Consider the following 12,207-nt stretch of genomic DNA (forward strand, 5'->3'; position numbering starts at 1 on the left):
ACGCCAAAACGTGCCCGACACGAATCGGGCCTAAAATGATGGATCGGAAGCGGCGCCCGGCGCCGCTTCGCTTCGCCGCCGCGCTCGCGCGGCCCGTGAGAACCCGGCGCCCCGCGCTCTTCTTCCGAATCGCCATGACTACCGCACTCGACCAGCTGAAGCAGTACACGACCGTCGTCGCCGACACGGGCGACTTCCAGCAGCTTGCGCAATACAAGCCGCAGGACGCGACCACGAACCCGTCGCTGATCCTGAAGGCCGTCCAGAAGGATGCGTACAAGCCGATCCTCGAGAAAACCGTCCGCGATCACCGCAACGAAAGCACCGATTTCATCATCGACCGCCTGCTGATCGCATTCGGCACCGAAATCCTGAAGCTGATCCCGGGCCGCGTGTCGACCGAGGTCGACGCACGCCTGTCGTTCGACACGCAGCGCTCGATCGACAAGGGTCGCGAGCTCATCAAGCTGTACGAAGCGGCCGGCGTCGGCCGCGAGCGCATCCTGATCAAGCTCGCGTCGACGTGGGAAGGCATTCGCGCGGCCGAGGTGCTGCAGAAGGAAGGGATCAAGTGCAACATGACCCTGCTTTTCTCGCTCGTGCAGGCCGCCGCGTGCGCGGAAGCCGGCGCGCAACTGATCTCGCCGTTCGTCGGCCGCATCTACGACTGGTACAAGAAGCAGGCCGGCGCGGAATGGAATGAAGCGAAGGACGGCGGCGCGAACGATCCGGGCGTGCAATCGGTGCGCCGCATCTACACGTACTACAAGACGTTCGGCTACAAGACCGAAGTGATGGGCGCGAGCTTCCGCACGACGAGCCAGATCACCGAACTCGCCGGCTGCGATCTGCTGACGATCAGTCCCGATTTGCTGCAGAAGCTGCAGGAGAGCAACGAGACGGTCGCCCGCAAGCTGTCGCCGGACACGCTGCAGGACAAGCCGTCCGAGCGCGTCGCGATCGACGAGGCATCGTTCCGCTTCCAGTTGAACGACGAAGCGATGGCGACCGAAAAACTCGCCGAAGGCATCCGCGTGTTCGCCGCCGACGCGGTGAAGCTCGAGAAGCTGATCGACGCGCTGCGCTGAATCGCGCGTGCGTGACGGGTGTTGATCTGTCAGCAAGACTGACAACAGCCGTCAACAGACACGACGAACGGCCGCGAACTGCCTGTTCGCGGCCGTTTTTATTTTTCATTCCATCGTCGAGCACGCGCACTACAATCCACGTCACGAGTGCGGCGGCCGCATCCCGTCGCGCTCGTCCCGGTCAATCCCCGCAGTACCCGAGCCGGCGCCGATCCGCCTGCCCGGCCCACAGGAGACAACGATGCAAGTTCAACCGTACCTGACGTTCTACGGTCGTGCCGACGAAGCCCTTCAGTTCTACGAAAAGGCGCTCGGCGCGAAGACGGTGTTCAAGATGCACTTCAAGGACGCACCGCCGAATCCCGATTACCCGATGTCGCCGGAGATGGCCGACAAGGTGATGCACGCGAGCTTCACGATCGGCGACTCGATGATCATGTGCTCGGACGGGGACTGCAGCCAGCCGGCCGGCGCCGCGCACGCCGGCTATTCGCTGTCGCTGAACCCGGCAACGGTCGACGAAGGCCAGAAGCTGTTCAATGCGCTCGCGGACAGCGGCGAAGTGACGATGCCGTTCGGCAAGACGTTCTGGGCGCTCGGCTTCGGGATGGCGAAGGATCGTTTCGGCGTGCACTGGATGGTCAACGTCGAGGACCTGTCGCAGCGCGAGGAACTCGCGAAACGCGCACAGGGCTGACGCAGGAACGAACGCCCGCCACCTCACGGTGGCGGGCGTTTTCGTTGCCGCGCGGCGCGTGCGCGGCACGCCGCCGCGCTCGGCCCGTATCAACCCTCGACGACGTCGAGATAATCCTCAGGCCGCGTGCGATCCTCCGCATGCGCCATGCCGATCGCGCGCACCAGCACGCTCACGACCACCGACACCACCAGGTTCACGACCAGCGACCACACGGCCGCGTAGCCGGGAATCGCGAGGCCGAACAGGTGGATCGTGAAGATCGAACTCGCCAGCTTCAGCGAGATCGCCATCCACGTGCCGCAGACGATGCCGGCCGCCCAGCCGGCGAGCAGCCCGCGATGGTCGAGCACGCGCGTGTACAGGCCGAGCACGATCGCCGGCAGGGTCTGGATGATCCAGATCCCGCCGAGCAGTTGCAGCTGGATCGCGTAGGTCAGCGGCAGCCCGAGGATGAACGCCACCGCGCCCACCTTCACGATCAGCGACACGAGCTTCGCGACGTGCGTTTCCTGGTCGTGCGACATGTTGCGGTTCACGAACTCGCGGTGGATGTTGCGCGTGTACAGGTTCGCGGCCGCGATCGACATGATCGCCGCCGGCACCAGCGCGCCGATGCCGATCGCCGCGAACGCGACGCCGACGAACCACGACGGGAAGTACTCGAGGAACAGCGCGGGCACCGCGAAGTTCGGGCCGAACGCCTTGAAGTACGGCGCGTATTGCGGCATGTCCTTCACGCCGGAGGCGAGCGCCATGTAGCCGAGCAGCGCGAGCAGGCCGAGCACGAACGAGTATGCGGGCAGCATCGCCATGTTGCGGCGGATCGAGTTGCCCGACGACGACGACAGGATCGCCGTGACCGAGTGCGGATACAGGAACAGCGCGAGCGCCGAGCCGACCGCGAGCGTCGCGTACGCGCTGTAGCCGTTCAGGCTCGCCGCGTCGGGCGCCTTCAGCAGCAGCTTCGCGGGCGGCACCGCGGAAAAGATGTGCCCGAAGCCGCCGAGCTTCGCGGGAATCACGATGACAGCGGCCGCGATCGTGATGTAGATCAGTACGTCCTTCACGATCGCGATCATCGCGGGCGCGCGCAGCCCCGACGTGTACGTGTACGCGGCGAGGATCGCGAACGCGATGATCAGCGGCAGGTCGCCGACGAAGCCGGTCGTGTCGAAACCGAGCGCGCCGATCACCACCTCGATGCCGACGAGCTGCAGCGCGATGTACGGCATCGTCGCGACGATGCCCGTCACCGCGATCGCGAGCGCGAGCATCCGGCTGCCGTAGCGCGCGTTGACGAAATCGGCGGCCGTCACGTAGCCGTGCCGCTTCGCGATGCTCCACAGCTTCGGGAACACGACGAACGCGAACGGATAGATCAGGATCGTGTACGGCAGCGCGAAGAAGCCCATCGCGCCGGCGCCGAACACGAGCGCTGGCACCGCGACGAACGTATAGGCCGTGTAGAGATCGCCGCCGAGCAGGAACCACGTGACGATCGTGCCGAAGCGGCGTCCGCCGAGGCCCCATTCGTCGAGATGGGCGAGATCGCCGCGCCGCCAGTTCGCGGCCAGGAAACCGATGATCGTGACGCCGATGAACAGCAGGACGAAGACGAAAGTCGCGCCGAGATTCATTGCGCACCTCCTTGCGTGCCGCTCGCCTTCCACGCGTTCTTGGTCTTGAAGTACACGAACGCGGTGATCACCGCGCTGATGAAGACCCAAAGCAACTGGTACCAGTAGAAAAACGGAAAACCGAGCCATTGCGGTTCGATCTTGCTGTACGACGGCACCCAGACCATCGCGATCAGCGGCAGCACCAGCAGCCAGAGCCAGCGCTTGGCGGCCCGGTTGGCGTCGGCATCGTGAGCCATGACGTCTCCTCTTCTATCCCGGTTATCGATCTTGTTGAGCGGGTACGGCGCCGAGAGGAGCGGCAATACGGGTAGGCTGCGGCTCCCCTGGCTTCGCGCCAGTATAGGAGCCGCGAGCACGCGGTCAAGCGGGGGCGAACCCGAGGTGATCCGCCCCTTGTCGCGTGGATGCACCGGCCCGCGCCGGTGCCTCCGGCGTCAGATCGCGAACGACGTGTCGCGTGCGCCGGTCGTTGCTTTCAAAGCTTTCACCCACTTGCGCGCGGGCAGCTTCAGCGTGTCCTCGATCAGCTTCGCGCGGACGTCGAGCTGCGCGAACGGCACGTCGAGCGCCGGGCCCGAAAACGCGATCGCGATCCGGTTGCCGTCGTGCACTTCCGGCAGCGCGATCACGCGGTGATCGAACGCCGCGTTCAGGTGCTTCATGTTGCGCACGAAGCTCGGGTGATCGCCGAACAGGTTGATCGTCGCGATGCCGGCATCGGCCAGACAGCCGCGCACCGCGCGGTAGAACGCGACGCTGTCGAGCACGGGGCCGCGCGCGGTCGCGTCGTACAGGTCGATCTGGATCGCGCCGGTCGTGCCGCGGTTGGCCGCATCGTTGACGAAATCCCATGCGTCGGCTTCATGCACGACGAGGCGTGCGTCGTCGGGCGGCAGCGCGAACATCGTGCGCGCGGCGACGATCACGGCCGGGTTCAGCTCGACGGCCTCGACCTTCGCGTGCGGCAGGAAACGATGCGCGAACTTCGTCAGCGCGCCGGTGCCGAGCCCGAGCTGGACAATCCGCTCGGGCGTTTCGAGGAACAGCAGCCACGCCATCATCTGCTGCGCGTATTCGAGCTCGATATGCAGCGGCTTCGAGATCCGCATCGCGCCCTGCACCCACTCGGTGCCGAAGTGCAGGAAGCGCACGCCGCCTTCTTCGGAGAACGTAACGGGCGCGAAGCGCGGCTTGCGCGGCGCTTCGAGCACCGGCACGTCGTCGTGTTCGTCGATGTCCGGGCGGCGCTTCACGCGCGGCGGCTGGAGTTTTTCGGAGCCGTTGTACGCGGACGGCTGGCGTTGCTTGAACGCGCGCGCCTCGGCGGACGCACGCTTGATCAGTCGGGTCATGATGGTTGAATCTCGCTGGGTGATGCTGGGTGACGCTGGATGAGCGGACGAGAGGATAGCATTGGTGGGGGTCTGGGCCCGCCGGTGGCGAGAGCGGTCGGTCGACCGGCCATTCGGGCGACTTGCAGGCGACATGGGCGTTCGTGGTGCTGGTCGCGCTGCTGACTGCGGTGTGCTGGCTCAAGGGCGAGCAGCCCCGCTGGCGATGGGGCAACGACGACTGAGCGTCGACGCGACACGCAAGCCCATGCGTCGCGGTTCGTCAGCCACGCCCTTCCTTCCGTCATCGATGCGCCGCGACGGCGCTCTGTCGAACGGCTGAATTGTCTCGACTCTCCACGCGACGCAACAATGTGAAGCAACGGCCGCCCGGCCGGGAGTTCACATCGCATTTCCCGTCGGCAGCATCCGATCGCTGAACCGCCACCGCCCGTCGGTGGCCACTTCTCGCCTGCCCGCTCCTGACACCGCATTCGAACGGCCGCGCCGAATGCCTGCGCGGCCCTTGAAAATATACCCAAATAGGGATAAATTCGTCGATGGATCCATACATCAAACCGCTGTACTGGCTCGGCTCGGCGCGCAAGGATTGAAGGTCATGCCCGAAACCGTGCAGCACACGTTCGGCTATGCGCTGTATCTGGCGCAGACAGGGCGCAAGCACGATCAGGCCAAGCCCTTGGCGGGATTCGGCTCGGCCGGCGTACTGGAGATCGTGGAATCGGAAGACAACGGCACGTACCGCGCGGTCTACACGGTGAAGCTTGGAAACAGCGTCTACGTGCTGCACTGTTTCCAGAAGAAATCGCCGAGCGGCATCGCGACACCGAAGCCGGACAACGATCTGATCCGCGCGCGTCTGAAAGCAGCCGAAGCACACGCAACAGGAGAAAGGCGATGATCGAAATCGAACAGGGCAGCGGGAACGTCTACGCGGACCTGGGCATGCGCGATGCCGATGAAATGCGGGTGAAGGCCCAACTCGCCGCGAAGATCGCGGAAATCATCAAGGCGCGCCAATGGACGCAGCAGCACGCGGCACGCTTGCTCGGCGTCCCTCAGCCGAAGCTGTCGAACATGCTGCGCGGGCAGTTTCGCGGCGTGAGCGAAATGAAGATGCTCGAATGCCTGGCGAAGCTCGGACGCGACGTGCGGATCGTCGTCGGGCCCGACCGTCGGTCGGAAGCCGAAGGGCACATCGAAGTCGTATTCGCCACCTGACGACAGCGTCGTTTCGATCGCTCCGATGCGCGGGCCGTCCAGGCTACCGGCAGCGCCGGCCGATCAAAGCACGATTCGGCGCCAGTGTTCGAGCTTCTGCTCGAACGACAGCATCGCATTCGCCGGGCTCGACGAAGGCAGCACGAGCGTCTCGTACCCGGCCTCGCCGATCACGTCGGCGAACCGCCCGGCCGTCTTGCCGTTGAAGCACACGCGCTTGAGCAACGGCGCATGCGCGCGCAGCGAATCGAAGTCGTTCGGCTTCGCGTTCCTGATCGCGGAATCCAGACTGCCCTGGCGATGGCATGCATCGAGGACGTCCCAGATGCCGATGCCGTGCGACAGCACGCGCTCGAGCCGCGCGTCGTACGGCAGTTCATGCAGCGTCGGTTCGCCGAGCACCGCGCCGAGCAGCCGCCAGAACTGGTTGGTATTTTGGTCAATTTGACATCTGGCCCATCACGGCTCGCCGTGGCCATCACCAACGTCTCGCGATATCCCTGCTATCTAGATCCGCCGAAACGGTCGCTCATCGAGCTAAAATTTGGCTCGATCGTGCTAAATTCTGGCTCGATCGTGCTATTCTCACGGCTTATGACAAAGCTCGGCGACGCCCTCTTTTCCAGTGCACAGCAACCCATTCTGGCCTGCCTGTTTGGGCAGCCCGAACAGTGGTTTCACGTCAAGGAGTTGATCCGGCTGACCAGTCTCGGTAGTGCCAGCGTCCAGCGTGAACTGAATCGTCTCGAAAAAGGTGGCCTCATCGAAACCAGACGCATCGCCAATCTCAAACAGGTGCGAGCGTTCGCCGGCAGCCCCATTTTCAGCGAGCTGCGTCTCATCATCCTCAAAACCTTCGGGGTCGTCGAGGTGCTCCGCGAAGCGCTGTCACCGCTGACCTCAGAGATACAACTCGCCTTTGTATACGGTTCGGTTGCCCAAGGCAGCGACCACGCCGGTAGCGACGTCGATGTTATGTTGGTCAGTGAGACGCTCAGCTATGGACAAATCATGGCCGCACTCGAATCGGCTGAAAGACAGCTCGGCCGCTCGGTCCAGATCACACAATACACTCACGAGGAATTTCTCGAACGGAAACGCAAAAGTCATCCGTTCCTCGCGGAAGTGCTGCGCCAACCGAAGCTGATGATTATAGGAACCGAGGACGACATTGACCGCATTGGATAACCTCGTACGCATCGGAAAACTCAAACCCCTTCCGGCGAACCGCGGCGAATTCGAGCATCTGCTCGGCCTCGCTCGAACCTTGCTCGATACCGTCACAAGCAGTAACGGAATGGCAACGGAGAGCCAGTTCATCCTCGCCTACGATGCCGCTCACGCCGCGTCACGCGCCGCGTTACGGGCTCACGGATACCGGAGCGACGACCGATATCTGGTCTTTCAGTGTCTCGAACACACGATCGGCTGGCCGACCGAAAAATGGCGCGTGCTCGATACCTGCCATCGCAGGCGCAATGCGGCCGAATACGAGGGCAACATAGATCTTCCAGCGAGTCTGACCGCCGAGTTGGTTCGGCTCACTGCTGAACTCATTGAAACCGTATCTCTACTCGACCACCTGCTGCCGTCCACCTGATACTGCTTCGCGGGATACGCTGAATCAACGAGCTTCAGGGACGAATCCCGCGCCACTGCTCCAGCTTCTGCTCGAACGACAGCATCGCATTCGCCGGGCTCGACGAAGGCAGCACCAGCGTTTCATACCCGGCCCGCCCGATCACGTCGGCAAAGCGCCCCGCCGTCTTCCCGTTGAAACACACCTTCTTCAGCAACGGCGCATGCTCGCGCAACGACGCAAAGTCGTTCGGCTTCGCATTCCGGATCGCAGAATCGAGACTGCCTTGCCGATGGCATGCATCGAGGACGTCCCAGATGCCGATGCCGTGCGACAGCACGCGCTCGAGCCGCGCGTCGTACGGCAGTTCATGCAGCGTCGGTTCGCCGAGCACCGCGCCGAGCAGCCGCCAGAACTGGTTGCGCGGATGCGCGTAGTACTGCGCGGCGTCGAGCGACGCCTCGCCCGGAAAACTGCCGAGGATCATCGTGTGCGTATTCGGCGCGACGACCGGCGGAAAGCCTTGCAGCATCTCACGCGTCTCCGTACGGCCCGACGGATCGCGGCCCGTCGCCGTGCGCGGCGAGATGACGCCACAGCGCCGGCAGCATGCACTCGGTCACCATCAGCGGCTTGCCGTGACGCTGGAACACCGAGCGCCGCGCGACAAACGCATGCGGCGCGCGCGCACCCTGCAATGCATGGCTCGCGAGCGCATACAACGGATGACCGGCGATCACGCGCCGGCTGACGAGCGCCGAGCGCTCGACCTGCGGATCGCTGTACAGCAGCTCCGCGAGCGGCCGCGTGCGCAGCCGCCGCATGGCCTGCCACACACCCTTGCTGGCCGCGAGCGGCGCGATGCTGTGCGCGGCGACGTACGGCGTCCCGTCGACCGACAGGATCACCTCGCGCACCCACATCGGCGCGCGCGGCGAACTGGCGAGCGCGTCCGGCTCGTCGAACCACGGACGGTCGACGGCCTCGCGCGTCACGCGCACGTTCACGCGGCCGAGCCGCGCGAGATGCGCGGTCAGCGATCCGCCGCGCGTCAGCCAGTCGCGCTGGTCGAGCGTGCAGCCAGGCCGCGGCGTCTCGCGCCAGCCGGCCTGCGCGCCGTCGAATCGCATGCGCGCGTTCACGCGGCGCGCGACAGCAGCAGCGCGTTGGTCCGCTTCACGAAGCTCGCCGGATCGTCGAGCATGCCGCCTTCGGCCAGCAGCGCCTGATCGAACAGCAGATGGCACCAGTCGCCGAAATCGGCGCTGTCGGCATTCAACTGCTTCACGAGCGCGTGCTCGGGATTGATCTCGAGGATCGGCTGCATCGCCGGCGCGTTCTGGCCGGCCGCCTTCAGCATCCGCTGCAGGTAGCCGCTCATGTCGTTGTCGTCCGCGACGAGGCACGACGGCGAATCGGTCAGGCGGAACGTGACGCGCACTTCCTTCACCTTGTCGCCGAGCGCTTCCTTCATCTTCTCGACGACCGGCTTGATCGCCTCGCCGGCCTGCTCCTGCGCCTTCTTCTCCTCGTCGTTCAGCTCGCCGAGATCGAGATCGCCGCGGGCCACGCTCGCGAGCGGCTTGCCGTCGAACTCATGCAGGAACGACAGCATCCATTCGTCGACGCGGTCGGTCAGCAACAGCACCTCGACGCCCTTCTTGCGGAACACTTCCAGATGCGGGCTGTTCTTCGCGGCCTGCCACGTATCGGCGGTCACGTAGTAGATCTTGCTCTGCTCGGGCTTCATGCGCGACACGTAGTCGGCGAGCGATACGTCCTGCGCGTCGGTGTCGCCGTGCGTCGACGCGAAGCGCAGCAGCTTCGCGATGCGCTCGCGGTTCGCGTGATCCTCGCCGACGCCTTCCTTCAGCACCTGGCCGAATGCGCGCCAGAACGTCTTGTACTTCTCCTTGCCGGCGTCGTCTTCCGCGTTCGCGAGTTCCTCGAGCATCGACAGCGCGCGCTTGGTCACGCCTTCGCGGATCGCCTTCACGTCGCGGCTTTCCTGCAGGATCTCGCGCGACACGTTCAGCGGCAGGTCGGCCGAATCGACGACGCCCTTCACGAATCGCAGGTATTGCGGCAGCAGTTGCTCGGCGTCGTCCATGATGAACACGCGCTTCACGTACAGCTTCAGGCCGCCGCGATAGTCGCGGTTCCACAGGTCGAACGGCGCGCGCGCCGGCACGAACAGCAGTTGCGTGTATTCGCTGCGGCCCTCGACGCGGTTGTGCGTCCACGTGAGCGGATCCTGGTGGTCGTGCGCGATGTGCTGGTAGAACTGCGTGTACTGCTCGTCGGTGACGTCGCTCTTCGAACGCGTCCACAGCGCGCTCGCCTGGTTGACGGTTTCGTCCTCGTCCTTCAGGACCATCTCGCCCTTTTCCTGATCCCACTCTTCCTTGCGCATCAGGATCGGCAGCGCGATGTGGTCGGAGTACTTCTGGATGATCGACTTCAGGCGGTGCGACGACAGCAGATCGTCCTCGCCTTCGCGCAGGTGCAGCGTGATCGTCGTGCCGCGCTGCGCGCGCTCGATCGCGTCGATCGTGAAATCGCCCTCGCCGGCGCTTTCCCAGCGCACGGCCTCGTTCGCCGGCAGGCCGGCGCGGCGCGTCTCGACGGTAATCTTGTCCGCGACGATGAAGCCCGAGTAGAAGCCGACGCCGAACTGGCCGATGAGCGCCGCGTCCTTCTGCTGGTCGCCCGACAGCTTCGTGAAGAATTCCTTGGTGCCCGAACGCGCGATCGTGCCGAGGTTCGCGATCGCCTCGTCGCGGCTCATGCCGATGCCGTTGTCGTCGATCGTGATCGTGCGCGCGGCCTTGTCGAAGCCGATGCGGATGCGCAGGTTAGGATTGTTCTCGTACAGCGCGTTGTCCGCGAGCGCTTCGAAACGCAGCTTGTCGGCCGCGTCGGACGCGTTCGACACCAGTTCGCGCAGGAAGATTTCCTTGTTGCTGTAGAGCGAATGAATCATCAGGTGGAGGAGTTGCTTGACCTCTGCCTGAAAGCTCATCGTTTCATGTGCCATGGATGCTGTTTCCTCTTACTTGAACTTGATAGGCGCCCCCGCCATGCCGTGCCGAGCGGGTTTGCGCGCTCATCTGGGGACGAACGACTCGATTTCAAGGGCCTCGGGTGATCGCGGCAAGCGGATCGCGCATGCCGGCTGCGCGGCCGACCGATCCGGTTACCGATCCGCATAGATTCGAACGTGTCCGATGTTGCCGCGGACGGAAATTTGTTCAAATGTCGCACGCGCCCCGGATCCTGGCCGAGCGACTGCATCGGCGCCTGGCGGTGGTGGGGCGAAAACGCCGGCAGCGCCGGATCGTCACGGCCCCCGCGTCCGAGCGGACGCCGAATCGGCGCCATGACCTATGACATTAAATATTGAGACAACCCGATATGACCATAGCCTCACCAGCGAAAACCGGTTACGAGAAATGGCAAGATGGCATTAAGTCGGCGGCTGACGATCCAAAATGGCAGATCTACGATTGCGAGCTTCGGGCAGCAGTAGGCGAATACAATCGGCACCTTGCCGGTGTGGCGGGTTACCGTCCGTTGGACTGGCGGCTCATCAAGGCGATGGCGTGGGTCGAGACCGGCGCCGGAGATCCATTATGGGCATCGAACCCCATGCAGATCGGCATGTACGACGATCCAGGGCTGGACGGTTTGTTGTCAGGCAAGGAAGGGGGCGATCTTATCTTGCCGGCGTCGACCCAATCGCGGCTGACCCGCGCGAATGCACGCGCCGTGCCCGCTTACAACATCCGCGCCGCTATCGGTTATCTGCTCATGCGCTTGGCGAATTTCTCCATGCAAAGCGTTCCGGACCCGGATCGACGCACGTACGAAATTTCCGTCAGACCTGGCGATAGCCTCGACAAAATTGCCCGACAACAGGGCTCGACAATCGACACGCTACGCGCACTCAATCCGGGTGTTGGCACTTTGCGCCCAGGACAACTCCTGAAATATCAGAAGGCGGCGATACGCAAAGTCATCATAGGCTGGAAGCCGATGACTACGGCAAACGTCGGTCGGCTTTACAACACGAAAGCACCCGGCACTTACGCAAAAAAGCTCGATTACGCGCTGGCAACCATTCAGCAGGGCAAGGAACCCGTATGCTCGCCGTGAGAATCGCCCAGGCGTTGGGCCTTATTACCGCGCTGCTGGCAGGTGTGGCGCAGGCCGGCAATCAGCCGCTTGCCGGGACGTTCGTCGGTCACGGCCGGCAATGCGACGGCCAACTTCGTGTGACCGAAAAAACGATCGAATGGCGCACGCCTTTCGCGCATTGCGCGAAGCGCCCCTATCGAGTGATCGAAAGCGATCCGACCGCGGCCCAACCGAAAATCGCCTTCTTGCTGAAGGGACAGCCCTGTGGTTTCGGCGTGATATCGCTTGATTTCGACCCGGCTTACCCGGATTACTGGATCGCGAAGGGCTACAGGAACCTGGACGGGTACAACAGCGATAGCGCGGACGTATTGCGTTGCAGCATGAAGCGCGTTAAGCAGTAACCCGCAAAACGTGCCGCGCAGCGGCAAAGCGGCCCGAGTCCATGCGACGCGGCCTCCAGTCAGGGAACGCACCGTTTGAAGGACCG

The 12,207-nt window shown here is 64.0% G+C and carries 13 protein-coding genes and 2 pseudogenes; 8 read left to right on the forward strand and 7 right to left on the reverse strand.

Annotated features, from left to right (window positions below):
- Positions 1-134 precede the first annotated feature (134 nt).
- A complete protein-coding gene (gene tal, locus CFB52_RS12075) occupies positions 135-1,088 on the forward strand; it encodes a transaldolase (RefSeq protein ID WP_059583766.1) in 954 nt (317 codons plus the stop codon).
- A 241-nt stretch (positions 1,089-1,329) separates the two neighbouring features.
- Positions 1,330-1,785 (forward strand): VOC family protein, encoded by a 456-nt coding sequence (locus tag CFB52_RS12080; protein ID WP_099316678.1) that lies wholly within the window; start codon positions 1,330-1,332, stop codon positions 1,783-1,785.
- A gap of 89 nt (positions 1,786-1,874) precedes the next feature.
- On the opposite strand, the gene mctP is transcribed toward CFB52_RS12080, so the two are convergent.
- The 3 genes from mctP to CFB52_RS12095 form a co-directional block, all read right to left on the reverse strand.
- A complete protein-coding gene (mctP, locus tag CFB52_RS12085; protein ID WP_059583724.1) occupies positions 1,875-3,425 on the reverse strand; it encodes a monocarboxylate uptake permease MctP in 1,551 nt (516 codons plus the stop codon).
- Positions 3,422-3,664: a DUF3311 domain-containing protein gene (locus CFB52_RS12090; protein ID WP_006490660.1), complete on the reverse strand. Its 243-nt coding sequence runs from the start codon at positions 3,662-3,664 to the stop codon at positions 3,422-3,424. Before CFB52_RS12090 ends, mctP begins: the two co-directional genes overlap by 4 nt.
- Before the next feature lie 198 nt (positions 3,665-3,862).
- On the reverse strand, positions 3,863-4,780 hold the full coding sequence (locus CFB52_RS12095) for a spermidine synthase (RefSeq protein ID WP_099316679.1): 918 nt from the start codon (positions 4,778-4,780) through the stop codon (positions 3,863-3,865).
- Positions 4,781-5,319: 539 nt separating this feature from the next.
- Between CFB52_RS12095 and CFB52_RS12100 the strand changes: the two are divergent.
- A pseudogene (locus CFB52_RS12100) lies at positions 5,320-5,681 on the forward strand (type II toxin-antitoxin system RelE/ParE family toxin).
- Positions 5,678-6,001, forward strand: a complete 324-nt coding sequence (locus CFB52_RS12105; RefSeq protein ID WP_059583733.1) for a helix-turn-helix domain-containing protein — start codon at positions 5,678-5,680, stop codon at positions 5,999-6,001. Before CFB52_RS12100 ends, CFB52_RS12105 begins: the two are co-directional and overlap by 4 nt.
- A gap of 63 nt (positions 6,002-6,064) precedes the next feature.
- Here the strand turns inward: CFB52_RS12105 and CFB52_RS12110 are convergent.
- Positions 6,065-6,430 (reverse strand): annotated as a pseudogene (locus CFB52_RS12110) (DNA-deoxyinosine glycosylase); the annotation flags it as partial.
- A 165-nt stretch (positions 6,431-6,595) separates the two neighbouring features.
- Here CFB52_RS12110 and CFB52_RS12115 point away from each other — a divergent pair.
- Together CFB52_RS12115 and CFB52_RS12120 are read left to right on the forward strand one after the other, a co-directional pair.
- Positions 6,596-7,189, forward strand: a complete 594-nt coding sequence (locus CFB52_RS12115; RefSeq protein ID WP_059583734.1) for a nucleotidyltransferase domain-containing protein — start codon at positions 6,596-6,598, stop codon at positions 7,187-7,189.
- Positions 7,173-7,601, forward strand: coding sequence for a hypothetical protein (locus CFB52_RS12120; RefSeq protein WP_034174483.1), 429 nt, complete (start codon positions 7,173-7,175; stop codon positions 7,599-7,601). Before CFB52_RS12115 ends, CFB52_RS12120 begins: the two co-directional genes overlap by 17 nt.
- Positions 7,602-7,635: 34 nt before the next feature.
- Here CFB52_RS12120 and CFB52_RS12125 read toward each other — a convergent pair whose 3' ends face one another.
- Genes CFB52_RS12125 through htpG form a run of 3 tightly spaced genes read right to left on the reverse strand, consistent with a single transcriptional unit; the run spans position 7,636 to position 10,617 of the window.
- The gene (locus CFB52_RS12125) at positions 7,636-8,112 is read right to left on the reverse strand and encodes a DNA-deoxyinosine glycosylase (RefSeq protein ID WP_059583736.1); all 477 of its coding nucleotides are present in this window, start codon (positions 8,110-8,112) and stop codon (positions 7,636-7,638) included.
- Position 8,113: 1 nt separating this feature from the next.
- On the reverse strand, positions 8,114-8,710 hold the full coding sequence (locus tag CFB52_RS12130) for a chorismate lyase (RefSeq protein ID WP_060312136.1): 597 nt from the start codon (positions 8,708-8,710) through the stop codon (positions 8,114-8,116).
- A gap of 8 nt (positions 8,711-8,718) precedes the next feature.
- Entirely contained in the window at positions 8,719-10,617 is a 1,899-nt protein-coding gene (gene htpG / locus CFB52_RS12135; protein WP_099316680.1) for a molecular chaperone HtpG, read from the reverse strand.
- 377 nt (positions 10,618-10,994) lie between these two features.
- Between htpG and CFB52_RS12140 the strand changes: the two genes are divergently transcribed.
- Both CFB52_RS12140 and CFB52_RS12145 read left to right on the forward strand, forming a co-directional pair.
- Positions 10,995-11,735: a LysM domain-containing protein gene (locus CFB52_RS12140; protein WP_059583739.1), complete on the forward strand. Its 741-nt coding sequence runs from the start codon at positions 10,995-10,997 to the stop codon at positions 11,733-11,735.
- Positions 11,723-12,121, forward strand: a complete 399-nt coding sequence (locus CFB52_RS12145; RefSeq protein ID WP_059583741.1) for a hypothetical protein — start codon at positions 11,723-11,725, stop codon at positions 12,119-12,121. Before CFB52_RS12140 ends, CFB52_RS12145 begins: the two co-directional genes overlap by 13 nt.
- Positions 12,122-12,207 lie beyond the last annotated feature (86 nt).

The organism is Burkholderia sp. AU18528, assembly GCF_002223215.2.
In the GTDB taxonomy this organism is placed as follows: Bacteria; Pseudomonadota; Gammaproteobacteria; order Burkholderiales; family Burkholderiaceae; genus Burkholderia; species Burkholderia semiarida.

Excerpts from the sequence above, each read along its gene's own strand:
- tal (WP_059583766.1), top strand. The coding sequence starts at position 135 with ATGACTACCGCACTCGACCAGCTGAAGCAGTACACGACCGTCGTCGCC.
- CFB52_RS12080 (WP_099316678.1), top strand. The coding sequence starts at position 1,330 with ATGCAAGTTCAACCGTACCTGACGTTCTACGGTCGTGCCGACGAAGCC.
- mctP (WP_059583724.1), bottom strand. The coding sequence starts at position 3,425 with ATGAATCTCGGCGCGACTTTCGTCTTCGTCCTGCTGTTCATCGGCGTC.
- CFB52_RS12090 (WP_006490660.1), bottom strand. The coding sequence starts at position 3,664 with ATGGCTCACGATGCCGACGCCAACCGGGCCGCCAAGCGCTGGCTCTGG.
- CFB52_RS12095 (WP_099316679.1), bottom strand. The coding sequence starts at position 4,780 with ATGACCCGACTGATCAAGCGTGCGTCCGCCGAGGCGCGCGCGTTCAAG.
- CFB52_RS12105 (WP_059583733.1), top strand. The coding sequence starts at position 5,678 with ATGATCGAAATCGAACAGGGCAGCGGGAACGTCTACGCGGACCTGGGC.
- CFB52_RS12115 (WP_059583734.1), top strand. The coding sequence starts at position 6,596 with ATGACAAAGCTCGGCGACGCCCTCTTTTCCAGTGCACAGCAACCCATT.
- CFB52_RS12125 (WP_059583736.1), bottom strand. The coding sequence starts at position 8,112 with ATGCTGCAAGGCTTTCCGCCGGTCGTCGCGCCGAATACGCACACGATG.
- CFB52_RS12130 (WP_060312136.1), bottom strand. The coding sequence starts at position 8,710 with ATGCGATTCGACGGCGCGCAGGCCGGCTGGCGCGAGACGCCGCGGCCT.
- htpG (WP_099316680.1), bottom strand. The coding sequence starts at position 10,617 with ATGGCACATGAAACGATGAGCTTTCAGGCAGAGGTCAAGCAACTCCTC.
- CFB52_RS12140 (WP_059583739.1), top strand. The coding sequence starts at position 10,995 with ATGACCATAGCCTCACCAGCGAAAACCGGTTACGAGAAATGGCAAGAT.
- CFB52_RS12145 (WP_059583741.1), top strand. The coding sequence starts at position 11,723 with ATGCTCGCCGTGAGAATCGCCCAGGCGTTGGGCCTTATTACCGCGCTG.